Here is a 21699-nt window from a genome sequence, read left to right as displayed (position 1 = left end):
CTCGTGGAACGGCGCACCATCGAGCCCCGTCCCGGCTGGCAGGAGACCGTCGAGGAGCAGGGGCTCATCTATCCGCTGACCCGCTATCCCGACGGGTCCCTGCGGCCCTACTGGGACGAGAGCGCCTACTACGTCTTCTCCCTGGACGAGGTCGAGACGCTGGAGGAGGTCGTCGAGGAACTGCACCACATGTGCCTCGCGGCGGCCGAACACATCGTCACCGCCGACCGCTTCTCCGACCTCGGCATCACCGACCCGCGGATCGCCCGCGCGGTCGCCGAGGCCTGGCACCGGCGCGGCGAACTCCCCTCCGTCTACGGCCGCTTCGACCTCCGCTACGACGGCACCGGCCCCGCGAAACTGCTGGAGTACAACGCCGACACCCCGACCTCCCTGGTGGAGGCCGCCTCGCCCCAGTGGTTCTGGATGGAGGAGCGCTTCCCCGGCGCCGACCAGTGGAACTCCCTCCACGAGCGCCTCGTCGACGCCTGGAAGAAGCAGGCCACCCTCCTGCCGCCGGGCAGCCCCCTGTACTTCGCCCACTCCTCCGCCGACGAGCTCGGCGAGGACCTGATGACCGTCGCCTACCTCAAGGAGACCGCCGAGCAGGCCGGGCTCGCCACCGACTGGCTGTCCATGGAGGAGATCGGCTGGGACCGCCTCTCCGGCCGCTTCGTCGACAACGGGCTCCGCTTCATCCGCAGCATCTTCAAGCTGTACCCCTGGGAGTGGCTGACCACCGACCGCTTCGCCGGTCATGTGCTCGACACCCTCGACAACGGCGGCGGCACCGGCTCCACCCTCTGGATCGAGCCCGCCTGGAAGATGCTCCTCAGCAACAAGGCCCTGCTCGCGATCCTCTGGGAGCTCTACCCCGGCCACCCCAACCTCCTCCCCTCCTACCTCGACGGCCCGCGGGAACTGGCGGACACCACCGGCTGGGTCGCCAAGCCCCTGCTCGGCCGCGAGGGCGCGGGAGTGACCGTCCACGCGCCCGGCACCGCACCCGTGCTCCGCGACGAGCCCTGCTGCTACCAACAACTGGCCCCGCTGCCCGACTTCGACGGCAACCACGTCGTCCTCGGCACCTGGGTGGTGGAGAACGAGCCGGCCGGCCTCGGCATCCGGGAGTCCTCCGGCCTGGTGACCGACGACTACGCCCGCTTCCTGCCGCACGTGATCCTCTAGGGAACCGGCGCCCGGATGGTGGACGCCCTCCCGTGGCACCGGGTGCCGCCCGGTAGCCTGGCCGTGGGCCGTGACTGGCGCGCTGGGATGGAGCAACCATCGGGAAGCGGCCCCCGGACCCGTACAACGCCGGGGCCGGCACCGTGCCGTGCGCCTGGGCCGTACCGTGAACGCCGAACGCCACGTCCGGAGGTCCTCCATGTCTGCAGAGCCCCTCTCCACCGCTTCCACCGCCTTCCGCTCCGCCCTCGACGTGATCCGCGCCGTCGAGCCGCGTGTCGCCGACGCCATCGGCCAGGAGGTCGCCGACCAGCGCGAGATGCTCAAGCTGATCGCCTCGGAGAACTACGCCTCCCCGGCCACCCTCCTCGCGATGGGGAACTGGTTCAGCGACAAGTACGCCGAGGGCACCGTCGGCCGCCGCTTCTACGCCGGCTGCCGCAACGTGGACACCGTCGAGTCGCTCGCCGCCGAGCACGCCAGGGAGCTCTTCGGCGCCCGCCACGCCTACGTCCAGCCGCACTCCGGCATCGACGCCAACCTCGTCGCCTTCTGGGCCGTCCTCGCCGACCGCGTCGAGGCCCCCTTCCTGGAGAAGACGGGCGCCCGCCAGGTCAACGACCTCTCCGAGGCCGACTGGGCCGAGCTCCGCCAGGCCTTCGGCAACCAGCGCATGCTCGGCATGTCCCTGGACGCGGGCGGCCACCTCACCCACGGCTTCCGCCCGAACATCTCCGGCAAGATGTTCGACCAGCGCTCCTACGGCACCGACCCGGCCACCGGCCTGATCGACTACGAGGCCCTGCGCGCCACCGCCCGCGAGTTCAAGCCGCTGATCCTCGTCGCCGGCTACTCCGCCTACCCCCGGCTGGTGAACTTCCGGATCATGCGTGAGATCGCCGACGAGGTCGGTGCCACGCTCATGGTCGACATGGCGCACTTCGCCGGTCTCGTCGCCGGCAAGGTCCTCACCGGTGACTTCGACCCGGTCCCGCACGCCCAGATCGTCACCACCACCACCCACAAGTCGCTGCGCGGCCCGCGCGGCGGCATGGTGCTGTGCGACGACTCCCTCAAGGACCAGGTCGACCGCGGCTGCCCGATGGTCCTCGGCGGTCCGCTGCCGCACGTCATGGCCGCCAAGGCCGTCGCCCTCGCGGAGGCCCGGCAGCCCGCCTTCCAGGACTACGCCCAGCGCGTCGTGGACAACTCCCGCGCCCTCGCCGAGGGCCTGATGCGCCGCGGCGCCGCCCTGGTCACCGGCGGCACCGACAACCACCTCAACCTGATCGACGTCGCCACCTCCTACGGCCTCACCGGCCGCCAGGCCGAGGCAGCTCTCCTCGACTCGGGCATCGTCACCAACCGCAACGCGATCCCCGCCGACCCCAACGGCGCCTGGTACACCTCCGGTATCCGCATCGGCACCCCCGCACTGACCACCCGTGGTCTGGGCACCGCCGAGATGGACGAGGTCGCCGGTCTCATCGACCGCGTCCTCACCTCCACGGAGGCCGGCACCACCAAGTCCGGCGCCCCCTCCAAGGCCTCCCACGTCCTCGACGAGAAGGTCGCCGACGAGATCTCCCGCCGCGCCACCGACCTGGTCGCCGGCTTCCCGCTGTACCCGGAGATCGACCTCGGCTGAGGCGCCCCTCGCGCTGGCGCGCCCCGCGGCGGCCCGGTCACCCACCGGGCCGCCGCGGCCCGTCGTCAGACGTCCAGCAGCTCCTGCCTCGGTCCCGGGTCGTCCTTCGGCCGGCGGATCATGGGCCACCGCGTCACGTACGGGCGCAGCACCAGTGCCAGCGTCGCTCCCACGGCCACTCCCGGTATCGCCCACCACCAGTCGGTACCGTCGCCCGTCCCCGCCGCGGCGCGGGTCTCGGAGACCGCCGCGGCCGCGCCCTGAGCGGCTCCCGGGCCGGCCGACGCCGTCTCCCACGGTGCCGGGTACGCCCCGGACATCGGTGCTGTGTCCGTCGTCGCACCCATGACGCCCAGTTCGTACAGGAACTTGTGCACGTCCGACGGGTTCTCGGCCCGGTGCCAGAGCCCGTTCGGCGATTCGGGGACGTGCGATGCCGTGTGGATCCACACGTCCGCGTCCGCGTCCGTCAGAAACACCCGGTCGATGCGCCACGGCGTCACGTCGTGCACCATCCAGGTCACGTTGATCAGCCGGGTCGACGCCGGAACGGCCTCGGGCGGCTGCTCCCGTGTGCCCTTGCCGACCGGGCCGAGCAGTCGTTCCAGCTCGCCGTACGGCTCGTCGGAGTAGTACAGCGACGCCGTCTCCTCGCTTCCCGGCGAGGTCACCAGCACGCTCGTGGGTCCCCCCGCGAAGGCCGGTGACGCCCCTCCCAGCACCAGGGCCAGTCCCGCGACCAGGGCCCCCGCGCCCGCCGTCAGGTGTCGAACCCTGTCCTTCCATCCGCGCATCCGGACCCCCACTCGGCCGGTCGATCCCCGTGCGGCCCGACCGCGAGCCGCCTGACACATCTGGTACACCGCTCGCGCCGTCGGGGTTCCCGGTCGCCCCGGGGAGACCGTCCGCGATCGCGGGCAGCCCGGTCACCGGCCCGCCGCGTCGACCGTCCCCGCGATCTCCCGCGCCCGAGCCTTCGACGCCGCCCCCTCCAGCCGCAGCGTCACACCGTCCGCGGCCGCCCCGTCCGCCGCAGCCTCACGGGTCCACAGCAGCGTCGGCCCGGCGGTGCGCTCCGCCCGGTGGAACCGGTGACCGTCCGCGCCGACGATCCAGAAGCTGAGCACATGGGGCCGCGGGAACCACAGGGCCGGTTCCGTACCCCCGTCGGACCCGCTCCACGACACCCACTCCAGCTCCGCGCGCACGGTTTTCACGAAGAGCGGATCCAGACGCCCCGGAAACTCGTCCAGCCGGATCGTCCGTCCCTCCTCCCGCCAGCACAGGCTCACCAGGGACCGCCCCCGCGGCAGCCCGCTCACCGTCACCGCGTCCGGAACGCCCAGCGCCTCGGGCACCAGCGGTGTGAACCCGGCCCGCCGCTCCGCCTCACCGAGCGACACCGACCGCCCGCAGCCCGGCACCCGCGCCCCCGGCGAGGGCACCGCCGACGGGTCGTACCGCACCTCGACCCCGCCGAAGCCGAACCAGTCGGTCACCGCCGCCCGCACCGGAGGGGTCAGCGCCAGCACCGTCAGCAGCCCGCACAGGGCCGCGACCAGCGACCGCCACCGTGCCCGCGCCCGGCGCCGCACCGTACGCAGCCGCGCGCCGGCGCCCGCCGGACCGGCGGCCGGAACCGGCAACTCCTCGGCACGTATCTGCCCCAGCACCCGCTCGACCATCGACTCGGGACCCGCCGCCCCGCCGGGCCCGTCCAGGGACCGGCCGAAGGCCCGCAGCTCCTCCCGCAGGCGCTCGGCCTCACCGTCGTACCGCTCACCCACCCGTCTCACCCCCTTCGCGGGGCCGGAAGTCCGGCAGCAGGCGCTCCAGCTTGCGCAGCGCCCGGTTCAGCCGGGACTTCACCGTGCCCCGGGGCCAGCCCAGGGCCTGGGCGGTCTCCCGCTCGTCCATCTCCAGCAGATAGCGGTAGGTGACGACCAGCCGTTGCTCCTCGCTCAGCTTCTCCAGGGCGGCCACCAGCGCCCCGCGGCGCTCCGTCTCCAGCGTCGCCACCGCCGGATCGGCCGATGCCGGTATCACCGGCTCCGCCTCCACGAACGCCGCCTCACGGTTGGCCAGGGTGTGCCGCCGCACCGCCGCACGCACTGTGTTCCTCGTCTCATTGGCCACGATCGACAGCAGCCACGGCCGGAACGCCGTGCCGTCCCGGAAGCGGCCCAGCGCGCAGTACGCCTTCACGAAGGCCTGCTGCACCACGTCCTCCGCGTCCGCCCCCGCCCCGAGCGCGGTCGCCGCCCTGAGCGCGATACCCGTATGGGCCCGCACCAACTCCGCGTACGCCTCCGGCTGCCCGGCCCGTACGCGTGCGATCACCGCGGCCTCATCGACGATGCGGCCCCCCTCCCGCGTCCTCACACTCTTGTTACACCGCCGGGCACGGATCGGTTCCCACCTGTTTCCGGTCGGTTCCGGACCGGCTCCCGGGACCTGAGAGAATGGTGAGCATGGCGACTGACCGACCTCGTGTGCTCTCCGGGATCCAGCCCACCGCGGGCTCGTTCCACCTCGGCAATTACCTCGGCGCCGTCCGCCAGTGGGTGGCCCTCCAGGAGACCCACGACGCGTTCTACATGGTCGTCGACCTGCACGCGATCACGCTCCCGCAGGACCCGGACGTGCTGCGCGCCAACACCCGGCTCGCCGCGGCCCAGCTGCTGGCCGCCGGGCTCGACCCGGACCGCTGCACGCTCTTCGTCCAGAGCCACGTGCCCGAGCACGCCCAGCTCGCCTGGGTGATGAACTGCCTCACCGGCTTCGGCGAGGCCTCCCGCATGACCCAGTTCAAGGACAAGTCCGCCAAGCAGGGCGCCGACCGCGCCTCCGTCGGACTGTTCACCTACCCGATCCTGCAGGTCGCGGACATCCTGCTCTACCAGGCCGACGAGGTGCCGGTGGGCGAGGACCAGCGCCAGCACATCGAACTCACCCGGGACCTCGCCGACCGCTTCAACGGACGGTTCGGCCAGACCTTCACCATGCCGAAGCCGTACATCCTCAAGGAGACGGCGAAGATCTACGACCTCCAGGACCCGACGGTCAAGATGAGCAAGTCGGCGTCCACGCCGAAGGGCCTCATCAACCTTCTGGACGAACCGAGGACGACCGCCAAGAAGGTGAAGAGCGCGGTCACCGACACCGACACGGTGATCCGCTACGACGTCGTGGAGAAGCCGGGCGTGAGCAACCTGCTCACGATCTACTCGACCCTCACCGGGACGGGCATCCCCGAGCTGGAGGAGAAGTACGCCGGAAAGGGCTACGGGGCGCTCAAGACGGACCTCGCCGAGGTGATGGTCGAGTTCGTGACCCCGTTCAGGGAGCGCACCCAGCAGTACCTCGACGACCCCGAGACGCTCGACTCGGTCCTGGCCAAGGGCGCGGAGAAGGCGCGCGCCGTCGCCGCCGAGACCCTCGCCCAGGCCTACGAACGGGTCGGCTTCCTTCCCGCCAAGCACTGAACCGGCGCTGAACCGGTCCACGCCCGCGATCCGTACCACCGCACAGCGCTGCACATCACTCCGCTTGCGCCTGCCCGCATCCGGGTCGTGGTCGTACAGTCGATGACAGGGTGACCGCTCCGGCGGTCACCCGGGGCACCACCACCACGCTTCACCACCACAACGACAGGAGACGACGTGGGGACCGTAACGATCGGCGTGTCGATCGCGGTCCCGGAGCCTCACGGCAGCCGGCTTCAGCAGCTGCGCGCGGGCTTCGGCGACGCCGCGGCTCACGGCATCCCCACGCACGTCACCCTGCTGCCGCCGACCGAGGTCGGCGACACCGACCTGGCGGCCGTCGAGACGCACCTCGGCGAGGTCGCCGCGGCCGCCCGCCCGTTCCCCATGCGGCTGTCCGGCACCGGTACCTTCCGGCCGCTGACGCCGGTGGTGTTCGTCCAGGTCGTCGAGGGCGGCGCGGCGTGCACCTGGCTGCAGAAGCAGGTCCGGGCCGCCTCCGGGCCGATGGCGCGTGAGCTGCAGTTCCCGTACCACCCGCACGTCACGGTGGCGCACGGGATCGACGAGGCGGCCATGGACCGCGCCTACGAGGAGCTCGCCGACTACGAGGCCCGGTGGGCCTGCACCGGGTTCGCGCTGTACGAGCAGGGCGCCGACGGGGTGTGGCGCAAGCTGCGCGACTTCCCCTTCGGCTCTCTCGTGGTGCCGCCCCAGACCGGACGCGCGGACCTGGGCTCCGTCTCCGCCCACTGAGCCCGCCGGCGCCCTCCCGCGGCACTCACACCGGCAGCCGCCGGAACACCCCGCGCGGCAGATGCCGCAGCGCCGACATCACCATCCGCAGTGCCCCCGGCACCCACACCGTCTCCGCCCGGCGCCGCAGTCCCAGCTCCACGGCCGCCGCGACCGCCTCCGGCGTGGTCGCGAGCGGCGCCTCGGGCAGCCCGTCCGTCATCCGTGTCCGCACGAACCCGGGGCGCACGACCATGACGTGCACGCCCGTGCCGTACAGCGCGTCGCCGAGGCCCTGGGCGAACGCGTCCAGGCCGGCCTTGCTGGAGCCGTAGATGAAGTTCGCGCGGCGGGCCCGCTCGCCCGCCACGGACGACAGCACCACCAGTGAGCCGTGGCCCTGCGCCTGGAGTGCGCCGGCGCAGACCAGGCCCGCCGAGACCGCGCCGGTGTAGTTGGTCTGCGCGACCCGCACCGCCGCCCCCGGGTCCCGTTCGTCGTGCGCCTGGTCGCCCAGGGTGCCGAAGGCGAGCAGCACCATGTCGATGTCGCCCTCGGCGAAGACCTTGCCGAGGGCGTCCTCGTGGGCGGCGGGGTCGAGCGCGTCGAAGGCGACGGTGCGCACCTCGGCGCCGAGTGCGCGCAACCGCCCGGCGGCCTCGTCCAGGCCCGGGGAGGGGCGGCCGGCGAGCCACACCGTGCGGGTGCGGCGGGCGATCAGCCGCCGCGCGGTGGCGAGCGCGATCTCGGACGTGCCGCCGAGGACGAGCAGGGACTGGGGGAGGCCGAAGGCGTCCTTCACGGCAGCTCCTTGGCTGAGGGGTCGACGGATTCAGAGGTGGAGCCGGCGGGACAGGTCGGAGGTGAACACCCCGCGCGGGTCCAGTTCGGCGCGCAGCGCGCGGAAGTCGCCCAGGCGGGGGTACATGGCGGCGAGCAGTTCCGGGCGCAGCCGGGAGTCCTTGGCGAGGTAGACGCGCCCGCCGGCGTCCGCCACCTCCTCGTCGAGCTCGTCGAGGAAGAGACCGAGGCCGGGCAGTCCCGCCGGGATGTCCAGGGCGAGGGTCCAGCCCGGCAGGGGGAAGGAGAGCCAGCCCGGGTCGGCGTCCCCGAAGCGCTTGAGGACCGCGAGGAAGGACGGGCAGCGCCGTCCGGAGATCCGGCGCACGATCCGGCGCAGGGCGTCCTCCCGGCCGTGCCCGACGACGAACTGGTACTGGACGAAGCCGCCCCGGCCGTAGACACGGTTCCAGTGCGGCACCCCGTCCAGGGGGTGGAAGAACGCCGGGATCCGCTGGAGCTGCCCGGTCCGCGCGCGGGGCGCCTTGCGGTACCAGAGCTCGTTGAACAGGCCCACGGTGGTGCGGCTGAGCAGGCCCTCGGGGACGAAGGAGGGGGCGGTCGGCAGGCGGGAGGTGCGGAAGGACAGCGGGTTCCGGCGGGCGCGCGTGCCGTGCGGCAGGGCGTCCAGGGGCGCGTGGTCGCCGCGGGTGAGCACCGCGCGGCCGGTGGCCCGGCCGCGGGCCAGCAGATCGATCCAGGCGACGGAGTAGCGGTAGCGGTGGTCGGTGTCGGCGAGACGGGCCATCAGGTCGTCGAGGTCGTCCGCGCGTTCGGTGTCGACCGACATCAGCGAGGTCTCGACCCGCTGGAGCCGGATCGTCGCGGTGAGGATCACCCCGGTCAGGCCCATGCCGCCGGCGGTCGCCTCGAACAGCGGTGTACCCGGAACGGCCGTACGGACCTCGCCGTCGGCGGTGAGCAGTTCCAGGGAGAGCACGTGGCGGGAGAAGGAGCCGGAGACGTGGTGGTTCTTGCCGTGGATGTCGGCGCCGACCGCCCCGCCGACCGTCACGTAGCGGGTGCCCGGCGTCACCGGAACGAACCAGCCCAGCGGCAGCAGCACCTCCATCAGCCGGTGCAGGGAGACGCCCGCGTCGCACAGCACGGTGCCGCCGTCGGCGTCGATCGCGTGGACGCGGTCCAGGCCCGTCATGTCGAGCACCGCGCCGCCCGCGTTCTGCGCCGCGTCCCCGTACGCCCGCCCCAGGCCCCGCGCGATGCCTCCCCGGGCCCCGCACTCCCGGACGGCCAGGGCGGCCTCCTCGTACGTCCGGGGGCGGATCAGCCGGGCGGTGGTGGGAGCGGTGCGGCCCCATCCCGTGACGGAAACCGTGTCGGCAGACATGACGGCGACCGTATCGCCCCGGTGTGACGCGTTGGTTGTGAAACGTCAACGCCGTCCCCGGAACGGGTGATTAATGGGATGTCGCTCCGTAGGGGCGGATTTCTGGCCCGCCGAGGGTGAACAGTGGGTCCACATGGACGACCATCACGACCTTCCGCGCCCCCGCGGTCTCCACGGCATGGACCACCGGATCGTCACCGTGCTCCGGGCGTGCGGCACGGACCCGCGCGTGGCCGGAGCCGCGCGTGCCCTGTCCTGGGTGGGGGAGCACGGGGCGCTGTGGCTCGCGGCGGGCCTCACCGGAGCCGCCGTGGACCGTCCGCGGCGCGGTGCCTGGCTGCGCGGCACCGCCCTCACCGCGGGCGCACACGCCGTCAGCATGGGGGTGAAGCGGGTCGTGCGCCGGCCCCGCCCCACCCATGTGGACCCCCTGGTCGGCACCGTGGGCCGGCACTCCTTCCCCAGCTCGCACGCCACCTCCGCCGCGGCCGCCGCCATCGCCTTCGGTGCGCTGGGCGTCCGTGCGGTGCCCCCGCTGGCCGCCGCCGTGTGCGTCTCCCGTCTGGTGGCCGGCGTCCACTACCCCTCCGACGTGGCGGCCGGCGCCGCCCTCGGCGCACTCACCGCACGGCTCGGCGCCCGCTGGATGGCGGGAGGCCCCGCGTGACCGACACCGCGCTCCTGCACGACCGCACCGACCAGCGGCAGGCGCCGCCCCCTGCCGGGGGCGGTCTCCTCACCGGGCTGCTCAGGACCGCGCGGCCCAAGCAGTGGGTCAAGAACGTCCTGGTGATCGCCGCCCCGGCCGCCGCCGGTGAACTGTTCTCCGCCGGCGCCCCGGCCCGGCTCGCCCTGGTCTTCGTGCTGTTCACGGCCTGCGCCGCCGCCGTCTACCTGGTCAACGACGCCCGCGACGCGGAGGCCGACCGCGCCCACCCCGTCAAGTGCCGCCGCCCGGTCGCCTCCGGGCAGGTCCCGGTCCCCGTCGCCTACGCCACCGGTGTCGTCCTCGGCGTCCTCGCGCCGGTCGTCGCGGCCCGGCTGTGCCCGCCGGAGGTCGCCGCGCTGCTGACCGCCTACCTCGTCATGCAACTGGCGTACTGCGTCAGCCTCAAGCACGTGCTGGTCGTCGATCTCGTCGTGGTCACCACCGGCTTCGTGATGCGCGCGGTGGTGGGCGGGCTCGCCCTCGGCATCCCGCTCTCGCGCTGGTTCCTGATCACCACCGGCTTCGGCGCGCTGTTCATGGTCGCGGCCAAGCGCTACTCCGAAGCCGTGCAGCTGGCGGGGAAGGACGGCGCCACACGCGCCCTGCTCACCGAGTACACCACCGGCTACCTGCGCTTCGTGTGGCAGCTCGCCGCCGCCGTCGCCGTCATCGGCTACTGCCTGTGGGCCCTGGAGGACGGCGGGGCGCCGCACACCGGCGTGCTGCCCTGGCGGCAGCTCTCCGTGGTCGCCTTCGTCCTCGCCGTGCTGCGCTACGCCGTCTTCGCCGACCGGGGGACCGCCGGCGAGCCGGAGGACGTGGTGCTCGGCGACCGCGCGCTCGCCCTCATCGGCGTGGTGTGGGCGGCGATGTACGCTCTGGCCGTGGCCGACTGGTGAGGGACCGTCTGCTCCGGCACCGGCGGGAGCTCGTCGGTTTCGCCACCGCCGGTCTGTTCGCCTACGCCGTCGACCTCGCCCTCTTCGTGTACCTGCGCGGCCCCGCCGGACTCGACCCGCTCACCGCCAAGGCCCTGTCCTTCGTCGCCGGCTGCGCGGTCGCCTACGCGGGCAACGCGCACGGCACGTACCGCGGCACACGGGTGCGCGGCGCCCGTCCCCTAGCGATGTTCTTCGCGGTCAACCTCGCCGGCGCCGCCGTGCAGCTGCTGTGCCTGGCCGTCAGCCACTACGGGCTCGGCCTCACCTCGCAGCGCGCGGACACCGTGTCCGGCGCCGTGGTCGGCATGGCGCTGGCCACCGGTGTCCGGTTCTGGGGCACGAGGACATTGGTCTTCCGCAATGCGGGCAGAGTCCGCTCATGGACTGGCTGAAAAAGCTCCCGGGTGTGGGGCCGTGGGTGACGAGGGCGATGCTCACCCACGCGTGGCGGTCGTACGAGCGTCTGGACCGCGTGCACTGGACGCGGCTGGCCGCGGCGATGACGTTCCGCAGTTTCGTCGCACTGTTCCCGCTGCTCACCGTCGCGGCGGCGATCGGCGCCGCGACGCTCGGCCAGGACCAGCAGAAGGCACTCCAGAACAAGATCGCCGAGCAGGTGCCCGGCATCTCCGGCCAGATCGGTGACCTGGTGCAGAACGCCGGCACCGTCGGTCTCATCGCCGGTGCCGCGCTGCTCTTCACCGGCGTCAGCTGGGCCGGTGCCATGCGCGACTGTCTGCGCGCGGTGTGGGAGCTGCCCGAAGAGGAGGAGAACCCCTTCCTGCGCAAGGGCAAGGACACGGGCGTCCTCGTCGGGCTCGGGGGCGCGCTCCTGCTCACCCTCGTCGCCTCCGCCGTCGCCTCCGCCCTGGTCGGCCGGATCAGTGACGCCGTCGGGCTGGAGGAGGGAGGCTGGGGCGGCGTCGTCCTGCAGGTCGCGGCGTTCGCCGTCGCCGTGGGCGCCGACTTCCTGCTCCTGCTGTACGTCCTCACCCTGCTGCCCGGCGTCGAACCCACCCGGCACCGGCTGACCGTCGCCGCGCTCACCGGCGCGGTCGGCTTCGAGCTGCTGAAGCTGCTGCTCAGCGGCTATGTGCAGGGCGTGGCCGCGAAGAGCATGTACGGCGCCTTCGGTGTCCCCGTGGCCCTGCTGCTGTGGATCAACTTCACCACGAAGCTGGTCCTGTTCTGTGCCGCGTGGACGGCGACGCCCGGCAAACAGGACGAGGGGACGGAAGCGACGGAGCCGGCCGCGGTCACGGACGGGGGCGGCGGCGCACCAGGTCCGGCAGCGGCCAGCGCCGGTTGACCAGGACGCCACCGCCCGCCAGCAGCAGCAGCACCCCGCCCGTGATGCCCAGCGCGACCCCGATGCCGTCGGTCCCGCCGCCGGCCGGGGCGCTCGCCACCGGCTTCGACCCCGCCACGGCACCCCCGGCCTCACCGGGGGAGGCGGACGGTCCCGGCTGCGCACCCGCCTGGACGGCGCTCTTCGGCGGTACCAGCTCCCCGACCGGTTCGACCTTGCCGGCCGCCTGGAAGCCCCAGTCCAGGAGTCGGGCGGTCTCCTTGTAGACCCCGTTGGACTCGTCCTTCTCCGGGTTCATCACGGTGACCAGCAGCACCTTGCCGTTCCGCTCGGCGACACCGGTGAAGGTGGCGCCGGCGTTGGTGGTGTTGCCGTTCTTCACACCGGCGATGCCCTGGTAGACGGGCACGTCGGAGGCGCCGCTCAGCAGCCGGTTGGTGTTCTGGATCTCGAAGGACCCCCGGACCTCCTTGCCCTTCTTGTTCTTCTTCGTCTCCCCGGGGAACTTCGCCCGGACCGTCGAGGCGTACTCCCGGAAGTCCTTCTTCTGCAGTCCCGAACGGGCGATCAGCGTCAGGTCGTACGCGGACGACACCTGTCCGTCGGCGTCGTAACCGTCCGGGCTGACCACGTGCGTGTCGAACGCCTGGAGTTCCTCGGCGTGCGCGTTCATCTCCCTGACGGTGTTCTCGACGCCGTTGTTCATCGCCGTCAGCACGTGCACCGCGTCGTTGCCGGAGCGGAGGAAGACACCCAGCCACAGTTCGTGGACCGTGTACGTCTCCTCCTCCTTGATGCCGACCATGCTGGAACCGGACCCGACCCCGGCCAGGTCGGAGACCCGCACCGTGTGCTGCGTCGTCTTGGGCCACTTCGGCAGCAGGGTGTCGGCGAACAGCATCTTCAGGGTGCTCGCCGGGGCCAGCCGCCAGTGCGCGTTGTGTGCGGCGAGGACCTCACCGGACTCGGCGTCGGCGACGATCCAGGACCTGGCCGACAGCTCCTTCGGCAGGACCGGCACCCCGCTCGCCAGATTGACCTGGGTGCCCGGCTGCCCGAGCCGCGCGCCGCCCACCGTGGACATCCCGGCCGGGGGTGTGGCCGACGGTGTCGTCGACGGTTTGGGGGCCGCCAGGGCGAGGGGCGCGGTCAGCGCGGTGGACAGCAGGACCGTGGCGGCGACCAGCAGGGAGCGCCGGACGGTGTTCTTGGGTGCGGGCACGGACGGAAACGTACATGCCACGTCCGCGGATGTCCCGCCCCGGCCGGCACCCCGGGAAAGGAACCGGACAGGGGCCGGAGATACTGGACGTATGCCGCGCTCTTCCGGGGAACGACCCCTGGACCTCCGGCCAGCCGCGGGAGCCCGGTGCCGCGATGAAAGGTCTTGTTCGGTGAAGCTCAGCCGCCCCGTCTCCTGGTTCCTGATCGCCTTCGGGGTGTGGAGCTGGGTCATCTGGATCACTTTCGTCAGGAACCTGGCCAAGGACAGCAGCGGGCTCGCGTTCGAAAACGGGAATCCGACGGCGTACTTCTTCGTTCATCTGACGCTGGCCGTCGTCTCCTTCGTATGGGGGACGGTCATCGGGGGCCTTGGGTTGCGCGGACTGCGCGCATTGAGCCGGACGTCACGGACGACGTCGTAACGGAAAGCAGGGGGAACACCGCACCGTGACCATCGTCGTCTTCGTACTCGTCGCGCTCCTGGTCCTGGCCGTCCTGGTCACGGGCAACTGGTACGTGTGGCGGCGCCTGTTCCGGGACACCACACGAGGCCCGGGCGCGGTGCGCCGCGCCGGTGCGGTGGTGATCGCCGGAGGCTGGGCGCTGACCGTCGGCGCGTTCGCCACCGGGCGGTCCGACGTGCCCTTCTGGCTCAAGCAGGCGCTGGCCTGGCCGGGGTACCTGTGGCTGGCACTGTCCCTGTACCTGCTGCTGGCGGTGCTCGCGGGTGAGCTGGTGCGGCCGGTGCTGCGCAGGGTTCTTCAGCGGCGGGACCGGGCCGCGGCGGCGGCGGTGCCGGCGCAGCCGGAGGCCGTACCGGTGGGCCGGGCAGGGGGACCCGCGCGGGACACCGGGCCGGATGCCGGGCCGGGCGGGGACGGCGCGCCCGCGGCGCCGGAAGCTCCCGCTCCGGCGGCCGGGCCCTCACGCCGGCTCTTCGTCTCCCGGGTCGTCGGCGGGGCCGCCGCCGCGGCGGCCGTGGGGACGGTCGGCCACGGTACGTACGGCGTGCTGCGCGGGCCGGGCGTGAAGCGGGTCACCGTGCCGCTGGCCAAGCTGCCCCGCGCGGCGCACGGTTACCGCATCGCGGTCGTCAGCGACATCCACCTGGGGCCGGTGCTGGGGCGGGGGTTCGCGCAGAAGGTCGTCGACACGATCAACTCGACCCAGCCGGACCTGATCGCGGTCGTCGGGGACCTGGTGGACGGCAGCGTGAAGGATCTCGGGCCGGCCGCGGCGCCGCTGGCGCAGCTCCGGGCACGGCACGGGTCGTTCTTCGTCACCGGTAACCACGAGTACTTCTCGGGCGCCGAACAGTGGGTCGACGAGGTGCGGCGGCTCGGACTGACCCCGCTGGAGAACGCGCGCAGGGAGCTGCCGCACTTCGACTTGGCCGGGGTCAACGACGTGGCCGGGGAGGACGAGGGGCAGGGGCCGGACTACGCACGGGCGTTGGGCGACCGGGACCGGGGGCGGGCGAGTGTGCTGCTGGCGCATCAGCCCGTGCAGATCCACGAGGCCGTGGAGTACGGGGTGGATCTGCAGTTGTCCGGTCACACGCACGGGGGGCAGCTGTGGCCCGCGAACCTGCTCGCCGGTGCGGCGAATCCCACGCTGGCGGGACTGGAGCGGTACGGGGACACACAGTTGTACGTCAGCCGGGGTGCGGGGGCGTGGGGGCCGCCCACCCGGGTGGGCGCTCCTTCGGACATCACGGTGATCGAGCTCGCGTCGCGGGAGGCGTGAGGGGCGCCGGCCGGCGCGGGAGGCGGATCCCATGAGCCGGAGTGGGTGCACACCCGGGACAACGCCCGCGCGGTGCGCGTCGGCCTCGCGGAGACCAGCCGGGTCATCAACTCGGCCGCCCTGATCATGGTCTGCGTCTTCCTCGCCTTCGTGCTCAGCGGCGACTACGGAGCGGCCATGGCGGGGGTGGGTCTGGCCGCGGCGGTCGCCCTGGACGCGTTCATCCTGCGCACCGCGCTGGTCCCGGCCGTGATGCACGTGCTCGGCCGGTCCAACTGGTGGCTGCCGCTGGTCTCCCTCGCGGACGGCGCGGACGTCGTCTCCGTACCGGGCCCGTGAGGTGGACGCCGTCAACTGACGGTGCCGGGGCGCCCGTCGTCGGCGGGCGTCCCCTGCTCCGCGGGCGCCGTCCTCCTGGCGGGGTCGGGGAGCGCGTTCGTCATCCCGGGCAGGAACTCCGTGAACAGTTCGTGCACCTCCCGGACCAGGGGCCGCAGCACCCGGAAACGGGCCAGGGCGACACCCCGCGCGGTGATCCGGGCCCCCCGCTCGGCGAGCCGGTAGCTGCGCTCACGGCCCTCGGTCCGGTCGAAGATCCAGTACAGGCACAGCCCCATCTGCGACAGCCACATCAGCTCCGGCAGGATGTCGCGCAGCTCCTCGGGCACCTTGGTCCTCGTCCCGGCCAGCACGGCGCGGTGCACGCTGATCGCCTCCTGGCGCGCGTGCTCCGACTCGGGTGAGAAGGGGCTGAGCGGGCTGTCCGGGTCGGCGGCGTTCTTGAAGAACTGCACCGCGAACTCGTGGTACGGCGTGGCGATGTCCAGCCACGCTTTCAGCACGCCCGCGAGCCGGGCCTCCAGGTCGGTCTCCCGGGCGAGGACCTCCCGGGTCGCCACCTGGTGCTCGGCGGCGATCCGGTCGTAGAAGCCCTGGATCAGGTGCTCCTTGCCCTCGAAGTAGTAGTAGGCGTTGCCGACGGAGACGCCGGCCTCCTTGGCGATGGCCCGCATGGTCGTCTTGTCGTAGCCGCGCTCCTGGAACAGCCGCATGGCCGTCTGGAGGATCAGGGCGCGGGTCTGCTCTGACTTGCTGAGGGGGGCGCCGTCGTCGGGGCCGTCGTTCTTCGCGGGCACGGGAAGAGAGCCTAACGCCAGGGGAGGGGGCCCTACGGCGCGGCGCGGGTGCCGGCGGCACAGCCGGGCGGGGTGTGGCTCCAGCCGTCGCGCGGGTCCGCGCCACCTGGCGGCGGTCAGGTGTTCGAGGCGAGGTCGGAGGTGGCTGCGTCAGGACCGGCCGCGGCCCGGGTCACGCCTCAGTCGGCCTCGCGGGGCTGCCCGGCCTCCAGGATCCCGGCCACGTCCAGGGTGACCTTGGCGCCGATGGAGTCGGGGAGGGTGACCTGCTGGCCGGGGGAGTGGAAGCGGTGGGTGGCGTACTCGCTGCCGACCGGGTCGGTCAGGACGTGAACGCGCTGGTGCTCGCGGTCGACGACGACGTAGACGGGGACCTTGGCCTCGGCGTAGGAGGCGACCTTGGTCTTCAGATCGGTCTTCCAGTTGCTGGAGGTGACCTCCAGGACGAGGCGGAAGCAAACCGGGTCGTAGGAGTTGTTCTCGACGTATCTGTCGCGGTAGTCGGCGTCCACTACAGCCATGTCGGGGATGGCGTAGTCCTCGGCGCCTGCTGGAAGCCACAGTCCGATTCCTTGCAGCACTCGCGTCTCCGGGCCGTGCAGCCCTGCCGTCAGGAAGGGAATGCTCAGGCTGGTGAGGACGTCGGCGTGCGGGCCGTCCGGGGGCGGGGTCACGAGGAGCTGGTCTCCGATGATCTCGACGCGGTAGCCCGGAAGGCGGTCCATGAGAAGGTTCGCCTCCGCGATCAGCGGACGCTCGTCGTGGGACCGGTCCAAGTGGGGTCGCTCGACGGATGCTGCGGACATCGCGTGCCTCCTGGGGGCTGGTGTCGAGACCATCATCGTAGGGCGGACGACGCTCCCACGTCCGTCTCAGGCATGTTCACCCTATCGAGTGGCATATGCCAGAGGGCCCCGTCTCCAGCGGAAACGGGGCCCTCGCGGGTACTGCGGCGTACCTCAGTAGCGGCGCGTGATCAGCGCACGCTTCACTTCCGCGATCGCCTTGGTGACCTCGATGCCGCGCGGGCAGGCGTCCGTGCAGTTGAAGGTCGTGCGGCAGCGCCAGACGCCGTCGCGGTCGTTGAGGATCTCCAGGCGCTGCTCGCCGGCCTCGTCACGCGAGTCGAAGATGAAGCGGTGCGCGTTGACGATCGCGGCCGGGCCGAAGTACTGCCCGTCGTTCCAGAACACCGGGCACGAGGATGTGCAGGCGGCGCACAGGATGCACTTGGTCGTGTCGTCGAAGCGCTCGCGGTCCTCGGCGGACTGCAGCCGCTCACGCGTCGGCTCGTTCGTCTCCTTCGTGATCAGGAAGGGCATCACGTCCCGGTACGCCTGGAAGAACGGCTCCATGTCCACGACCAGGTCCTTGAGGACCGTCAGGCCCTTGATGGCCTCGACCGTGATCGGCTTCTCGGGGTTGATGTCCTTGATCAGCGTCTTGCACGCCAGGCGGTTCTTGCCGTTGATCCGCATGGCGTCGGAGCCGCAGATGCCGTGGGCACAGGAACGGCGGAACGTGAGCGTGCCGTCCAGATCCCACTTGATCTTGTGCAGCGCGTCGAGGACGCGCTCCTTGGGGTCGATCTCCAGCTGGAAGTCTTCCCAGGTCGCCTCGGCCGAGACCTCCGGGTTGAACCGGCGGATCCGCATCGTGACGGTGATGTAGGGGGAGTCGGCGAAACCGGGCTCGGGGGAACCGGCCGCGTCCGCCTTGTCCAGAACAGGGGTAGCCATCAGTACTTACGCTCCATCGGCTGGTAGCGGGTCTGGACGACCGGCTTGTAGTCCAGACGGACGGTCTCGGTGCCGTCGGCGCCGACCTCGCGGTAGGCCATCGTGTGGCGCATGAAGTTGACGTCGTCGCGGTTCGGGTAGTCCTCGCGGTAGTGACCGCCGCGGGACTCCTTGCGGGCCAGTGCCGAGACGGCCATGACCTCGGCCAGGTCGAGCAGGTTGCCCAGCTCGACGGCCTCCAGCAGGTCGGTGTTGAACCGCTTGCCCTTGTCCTGGATGGCGACGTTCTTGTAGCGCTCGCGCAGCTCGGCGATCTTCTCGACCGCCGTCTTGATCGTCTGCTCGGTGCGGAACACCATGACGTTGGCGTCCATGGTCTCCTGCAGCTCGCGGCGGAGCTCGGCCACCCGCTCGCTGCCGGTGGAGGAGCGCAGCCGCTCGATCTGCCCGACGACGAAGGACTCCGGGTTCTCCGGCAGCTCGACGAAGTCCGCGTTCTGCGAGTACTCCGCCGCGGCGATACCGGCCCGCTTGCCGAACACGTTGATGTCCAGCAGCGAGTTGGTGCCCAGGCGGTTGGCGCCGTGCACCGACACGCAGGCGACCTCGCCGGCCGCGTACAGGCCCGGGACGACCGTGGTGTTGTCCGCGAGGACCTCGCCCTGGACGTTGGTCGGGATGCCGCCCATCGCGTAGTGCGCGGTGGGCTGGATCGGGATCGGGTCGGTGTAGGGCTCGATGCCGAGGTAGGTCCGCGCGAACTCCGTGATGTCGGGCAGCTTGGCGTCCAGCTGCTCCGGCGGGAGGTGGGTGAGGTCCAGGAAGACGTGGTCGCCCTCGGGACCGCAGCCGCGGCCCTCGCGGATCTCCGTGTAGATGGAGCGCGAGACGACGTCACGGGACGCGAGGTCCTTCATGACCGGCGCGTACTTCTCCATGAAGCGCTCGCCGTCCTTGTTGCGGAGGATGCCGCCCTCACCGCGGGCGCCCTCCGTCAGCAGGATGCCCATGCGCCAGATGCCGGTCGGGTGGAACTGGAAGAACTCCATGTCCTCCAGCGGCAGCCCGCGCCGGTACACGGCGGCCTGGCCGTCACCGGTCAGCGTGTGCGCGTTCGACGTCACCTTGAAGAACTTGCCGGTGCCGCCGGACGCGTAGATCACGGCCTTCGCCTGGAAGACGTGGATCTCACCGGTGGCCAGCTCGTAGGCGACCACACCGGCGGACTTCTTGACGCCGTCGACCTCGGTGATCAGCTGGTCCAGGACGTAGAACTCGTTGAAGAACTCCACGCCCTCCTTGACGCAGTTCTGGTACAGCGTCTGGAGGATCATGTGGCCGGTGCGGTCGGCCGCGTAGCAGGACCGGCGGACCGGGGCCTCGCCGTGGTTGCGGCTGTGACCGCCGAAGCGGCGCTGGTCGATGGTGCCGTTCGGGGTCCGGTTGAACGGCAGGCCCATCTTCTCCAGGTCGAGGACCGAGTCGATGGCCTCCTTCGCCAGGATCTCGGCGGCGTCCTGGTCGACCAGGTAGTCACCGCCCTTGACCGTGTCGAAGGTGTGCCACTCCCAGTTGTCCTCCTCCACGTTGGCCAGCGCGGCGGCCATGCCGCCCTGCGCGGCGCCCGTGTGGGAGCGGGTGGGGTACAGCTTGGTCAGGACGGCGGTGCGGCTGCGCTTCGTCGACTCGATGGCCGCGCGCATGCCCGCGCCGCCGGCGCCGACGATGACGGTGTCGTACTTGTGGATCTTCATATCTCTCGCAGCCCCGTGCCTAGCGGATGTTCGGGTCGAAGGTGAAGATCACCAGCGTGCCCAGCAGGATGGTGAACACCGTGGCGGTGTAGAGCAGGCCCTTGAGCCACAGCCGGGTGTTCGGCCGCTCCGCGTAGTCGTTGATGACCGTGCGCAGGCCGTTGGCGCCGTGCAGCATCGCCAGCCACAGCATCAGCAGGTCCCAGACCTGCCAGAACGGCGAGGCCCAGCGGCCGGCCACGAAGGCGAAGCCGATCTTGGAGACGCCGCCGTCCAGCACCAGCTGGATCAGCAGGTGGCCGATGACGAGGACGACCAGGACGACACCGGACAGGCGCATGAACAGCCAGGCGGCCAGCTCGAAGTTGCCCCGGGTGCTCTTCGGGGTCTTCTTGGTCCGCTTGCGGGGCGGCTCGATGACCGGCGCCGGGTTGTCGACGGAGTAGAGCGAGGCGCCCTCGACGGGGCCGACGCCCGAGGCGTTGGTTTCAGTGGTGGACATGGTCGTCAGCTCCCGAACAGTTCACGAGCGGCGTGGCCGAGGACGGGGTAGATCGCCCCGACCATCAGCACGGCCCACAGGGCGACGACGGTCCAGAGCATCTGCTTCTGGTAGCGGGCGCCCTTGACCCAGAAGTCGACGGCGATGACACGCAGGCCGTTGAGCGCGTGGAAGAGGATGGCGGCGACGAGGCCGTACTCCAGCAGCGCGACGATCGGCGTCTTGTACGTGGCCACGACGGTGTCGTAGGCCTCGGGGGACACGCGCACGAGGGCGGTGTCCAGCACGTGAACGAACAGGAAGAAGAAAATGAGGACGCCGGTGACTCGGTGAGCCACCCAGGACCACATTCCTTCCCGGCCGCGGTACAGCGTTCCAGCCGGCACGGAAATTTCCTCCGGGAGCGGGGGTCGGGGCCGCGCCGGCTTTCCTTGTCGGTCGGGCCCGGCCGGGTACGGTCCACCGGCCCCCAGCATGGTAGCGACGAGTGTCCGCGGCGCTTACAGGGGGCCTGCCGGTGTGATCAAACTTGCACTCGAAGGGGTGCGGGGCGGTGCCCCGGGGCGGCGGGCGCGGTCAGGCGCCGGATGCGGCGCCGTGGGGGCTGTCGGCGCAGTTCCCCGCGCCCCTGAGCATGTTCTCCAGCCGCTCCCTCGCCAGACGGCGGAGCTGCTCCGCGGCGACCACCCGCTCGTCCTCCGGATCGTTGGCCAATCGTGACCGGATGTCTTCGAGGACGCGGTCCAGGGTCTCTTCCTCGGGGACCCCGTCCAGCGAGATGACGAACACGTGGCCGAATTTGGCCTCATAGGCGGCGTGGGCCGCGTTCAGGGCGGTGTGCGCGGCCGTGTAGGTGTCCTCGGGGAGGACGGGGAGGCTCTCCGCCGCCAGGGCCTCGGCGAGTTCCTCGGCGGAGAGGTCGTACGCCGCCTCGTCCGCGGCCGCCAGGAGGGACGCCGGATCCGGGTAGGGGCGGTGGCCGGCGACGCGCAGGGCCCAGCGCAGGCTGTGCAGACAGGTCAGGAGGTCGCGCTCGGCGTCCTTGGCGGGGGCGGTGTTGAACCGCTCCAGCGGGGGGCCGGGCGCGCCGCGGGCCTGTGCGGGTATGGCGACCCGGCCGGGGAGGTCTGGGAGACGGTGCGCAGGCAGCGTGGGTCCTCGTGGGCGTCGCGTGTGTGTCGGTGGTAGATGCTGTGAGAGTTCTGACGACACGTTACCGAGTACGCCCGGTACGTGTCCGATCGGTACCCCGAATTCACCCGGACGGCGGGGTTTGGGATCGGCTCGTGGACGCCTCTCACCCGAATGGGTCGTACGTTGGCTGAGTGAGTCGGCACAGGCAGCGCAGGCAGCAGAGTCAGCACAGGCGTCGCCCGGCGAGGGCGGTGCGGGAAC

Annotated in this window: 23 protein-coding genes, 1 pseudogene and 1 riboswitch; of the genes and pseudogenes, 11 read left to right on the top strand and 13 right to left on the bottom strand. The window is 71.7% G+C overall.

The window, feature by feature from the left end; all coding sequences use genetic code 11:
- The first annotated feature begins 3 nt into the window (after nucleotides 1–3).
- Nucleotides 4–1188 (top strand): glutathionylspermidine synthase family protein, encoded by a 1185-nt coding sequence (locus tag ACZ6A9_RS02525; protein WP_468976804.1) that lies wholly within the window; start codon nucleotides 4–6, stop codon nucleotides 1186–1188.
- A 60-nt stretch (nucleotides 1189–1248) separates the two neighbouring features.
- Nucleotides 1249–1355, top strand: a riboswitch (ZMP/ZTP riboswitch).
- Entirely contained in the window at nucleotides 1355–2836 is a 1482-nt protein-coding gene (locus ACZ6A9_RS02520) for a glycine hydroxymethyltransferase (RefSeq protein ID WP_468976801.1), read from the top strand. Its footprint overlaps the riboswitch before it by 1 nt.
- 65 nt (nucleotides 2837–2901) lie before the next feature.
- On the opposite strand, the gene ACZ6A9_RS02515 is transcribed toward ACZ6A9_RS02520, so the two are convergent.
- The 3 genes from ACZ6A9_RS02515 to ACZ6A9_RS02505 form a co-directional block, all read right to left on the bottom strand.
- Nucleotides 2902–3630, bottom strand: a complete 729-nt coding sequence (locus tag ACZ6A9_RS02515) for a hypothetical protein (protein WP_468976798.1) — start codon at nucleotides 3628–3630, stop codon at nucleotides 2902–2904.
- 132 nt (nucleotides 3631–3762) lie between these two features.
- Complete coding sequence (locus ACZ6A9_RS02510) at nucleotides 3763–4623, bottom strand: hypothetical protein (RefSeq protein ID WP_468976795.1); 861 nt, start codon at nucleotides 4621–4623, stop codon at nucleotides 3763–3765.
- Nucleotides 4616–5176, bottom strand: a complete 561-nt coding sequence (locus tag ACZ6A9_RS02505) for an RNA polymerase sigma factor (protein ID WP_468976792.1) — start codon at nucleotides 5174–5176, stop codon at nucleotides 4616–4618. Before ACZ6A9_RS02505 ends, ACZ6A9_RS02510 begins: the two co-directional genes overlap by 8 nt.
- 131 nt (nucleotides 5177–5307) lie before the next feature.
- Between ACZ6A9_RS02505 and trpS the strand changes: the two genes are divergently transcribed.
- Both trpS and ACZ6A9_RS02495 read left to right on the top strand, forming a co-directional pair.
- A complete protein-coding gene (trpS, locus tag ACZ6A9_RS02500; protein WP_468976789.1) occupies nucleotides 5308–6321 on the top strand; it encodes a tryptophan--tRNA ligase in 1014 nt (337 codons plus the stop codon).
- A gap of 177 nt (nucleotides 6322–6498) precedes the next feature.
- Nucleotides 6499–7077, top strand: coding sequence for a 2'-5' RNA ligase family protein (locus tag ACZ6A9_RS02495; RefSeq protein WP_468976786.1), 579 nt, complete (start codon nucleotides 6499–6501; stop codon nucleotides 7075–7077).
- Between the two features lie 25 nt (nucleotides 7078–7102).
- On the opposite strand, the gene ACZ6A9_RS02490 is transcribed toward ACZ6A9_RS02495, so the two are convergent.
- Both ACZ6A9_RS02490 and ACZ6A9_RS02485 read right to left on the bottom strand, forming a co-directional pair.
- Nucleotides 7103–7858 carry a decaprenylphospho-beta-D-erythro-pentofuranosid-2-ulose 2-reductase gene (locus tag ACZ6A9_RS02490; RefSeq protein WP_468976783.1) on the bottom strand — a complete coding sequence of 252 codons (756 nt, stop codon included), beginning with the start codon at nucleotides 7856–7858 and terminating at the stop codon, nucleotides 7103–7105.
- A 30-nt stretch (nucleotides 7859–7888) separates the two neighbouring features.
- Nucleotides 7889–9244 (bottom strand): FAD-binding protein, encoded by a 1356-nt coding sequence (locus tag ACZ6A9_RS02485; protein WP_468976781.1) that lies wholly within the window; start codon nucleotides 9242–9244, stop codon nucleotides 7889–7891.
- Between the two features lie 133 nt (nucleotides 9245–9377).
- On the opposite strand from ACZ6A9_RS02485, the gene ACZ6A9_RS02480 reads away from it, so the two are divergent.
- Genes ACZ6A9_RS02480 through ACZ6A9_RS02465 form a run of 4 tightly spaced genes read left to right on the top strand, consistent with a single transcriptional unit; the run spans nucleotide 9378 to nucleotide 12203 of the window.
- A complete protein-coding gene (locus ACZ6A9_RS02480; RefSeq protein ID WP_468976776.1) occupies nucleotides 9378–9911 on the top strand; it encodes a phosphatase PAP2 family protein in 534 nt (177 codons plus the stop codon).
- On the top strand, nucleotides 9908–10852 hold the full coding sequence (locus ACZ6A9_RS02475; RefSeq protein WP_468976773.1) for a decaprenyl-phosphate phosphoribosyltransferase: 945 nt from the start codon (nucleotides 9908–9910) through the stop codon (nucleotides 10850–10852). The genes ACZ6A9_RS02480 and ACZ6A9_RS02475 overlap by 4 nt, the downstream gene beginning before the upstream one ends.
- Nucleotides 10849–11286, top strand: a complete 438-nt coding sequence (locus ACZ6A9_RS02470) for a GtrA family protein (RefSeq protein ID WP_468976771.1) — start codon at nucleotides 10849–10851, stop codon at nucleotides 11284–11286. Before ACZ6A9_RS02475 ends, ACZ6A9_RS02470 begins: the two co-directional genes overlap by 4 nt.
- Nucleotides 11274–12203, top strand: coding sequence for a YihY/virulence factor BrkB family protein (locus ACZ6A9_RS02465; protein WP_468976769.1), 930 nt, complete (start codon nucleotides 11274–11276; stop codon nucleotides 12201–12203). Before ACZ6A9_RS02470 ends, ACZ6A9_RS02465 begins: the two co-directional genes overlap by 13 nt.
- Here ACZ6A9_RS02465 and ACZ6A9_RS02460 read toward each other — a convergent pair.
- Entirely contained in the window at nucleotides 12151–13425 is a 1275-nt protein-coding gene (locus ACZ6A9_RS02460; RefSeq protein WP_468976766.1) for a D-alanyl-D-alanine carboxypeptidase family protein, read from the bottom strand. The genes ACZ6A9_RS02465 and ACZ6A9_RS02460 overlap by 53 nt on opposite strands.
- Nucleotides 13426–13597: 172 nt before the next feature.
- On the opposite strand from ACZ6A9_RS02460, the gene ACZ6A9_RS02455 reads away from it, so the two are divergent.
- The 3 genes and pseudogenes from ACZ6A9_RS02455 to ACZ6A9_RS02445 all read left to right on the top strand — a co-directional run.
- A complete protein-coding gene (locus tag ACZ6A9_RS02455) occupies nucleotides 13598–13849 on the top strand; it encodes an SCO4848 family membrane protein (protein ID WP_468976764.1) in 252 nt (83 codons plus the stop codon).
- Between the two features lie 25 nt (nucleotides 13850–13874).
- Nucleotides 13875–15173 (top strand): metallophosphoesterase, encoded by a 1299-nt coding sequence (locus tag ACZ6A9_RS02450; RefSeq protein ID WP_468976761.1) that lies wholly within the window; start codon nucleotides 13875–13877, stop codon nucleotides 15171–15173.
- A gap of 39 nt (nucleotides 15174–15212) precedes the next feature.
- Nucleotides 15213–15461 (top strand): annotated as a pseudogene (locus tag ACZ6A9_RS02445) (MMPL family transporter); the annotation flags it as partial.
- Between the two features lie 62 nt (nucleotides 15462–15523).
- On the opposite strand, the gene ACZ6A9_RS02440 reads toward ACZ6A9_RS02445, so the two are convergent.
- The 7 genes from ACZ6A9_RS02440 to ACZ6A9_RS02410 all read right to left on the bottom strand — a co-directional run bounded on the left by ACZ6A9_RS02440 (nucleotide 15524) and on the right by ACZ6A9_RS02410 (nucleotide 21516).
- A complete protein-coding gene (locus ACZ6A9_RS02440; protein WP_468976758.1) occupies nucleotides 15524–16309 on the bottom strand; it encodes a TetR/AcrR family transcriptional regulator in 786 nt (261 codons plus the stop codon).
- Nucleotides 16310–16488: 179 nt separating this feature from the next.
- Nucleotides 16489–17115 carry a Uma2 family endonuclease gene (locus tag ACZ6A9_RS02435; RefSeq protein WP_468976756.1) on the bottom strand — a complete coding sequence of 209 codons (627 nt, stop codon included), beginning with the start codon at nucleotides 17113–17115 and terminating at the stop codon, nucleotides 16489–16491.
- Between the two features lie 153 nt (nucleotides 17116–17268).
- Nucleotides 17269–18048, bottom strand: a complete 780-nt coding sequence (locus tag ACZ6A9_RS02430; RefSeq protein WP_228967024.1) for a succinate dehydrogenase iron-sulfur subunit — start codon at nucleotides 18046–18048, stop codon at nucleotides 17269–17271.
- The gene (sdhA, locus tag ACZ6A9_RS02425) at nucleotides 18048–19802 is read right to left on the bottom strand and encodes a succinate dehydrogenase flavoprotein subunit (protein ID WP_468976753.1); all 1755 of its coding nucleotides are present in this window, start codon (nucleotides 19800–19802) and stop codon (nucleotides 18048–18050) included. The genes ACZ6A9_RS02430 and sdhA overlap by 1 nt, the downstream gene beginning before the upstream one ends.
- A gap of 19 nt (nucleotides 19803–19821) precedes the next feature.
- Nucleotides 19822–20304: a succinate dehydrogenase hydrophobic membrane anchor subunit gene (locus ACZ6A9_RS02420; protein ID WP_189558302.1), complete on the bottom strand. Its 483-nt coding sequence runs from the start codon at nucleotides 20302–20304 to the stop codon at nucleotides 19822–19824.
- Between the two features lie 5 nt (nucleotides 20305–20309).
- Nucleotides 20310–20690: a succinate dehydrogenase, cytochrome b556 subunit gene (gene sdhC, locus ACZ6A9_RS02415; RefSeq protein ID WP_468976750.1), complete on the bottom strand. Its 381-nt coding sequence runs from the start codon at nucleotides 20688–20690 to the stop codon at nucleotides 20310–20312.
- Between the two features lie 190 nt (nucleotides 20691–20880).
- Nucleotides 20881–21516 (bottom strand): 2-oxo-4-hydroxy-4-carboxy-5-ureidoimidazoline decarboxylase, encoded by a 636-nt coding sequence (locus ACZ6A9_RS02410; RefSeq protein WP_468976747.1) that lies wholly within the window; start codon nucleotides 21514–21516, stop codon nucleotides 20881–20883.
- Nucleotides 21517–21699: the final 183 nt, after the last annotated feature.

The organism is Streptomyces sp. NPDC041124, assembly GCF_055592385.1.
The sequence above is the reverse complement of the archived record's forward strand: the minus strand, read 5'-3'. Positions and strand labels throughout refer to the sequence as shown.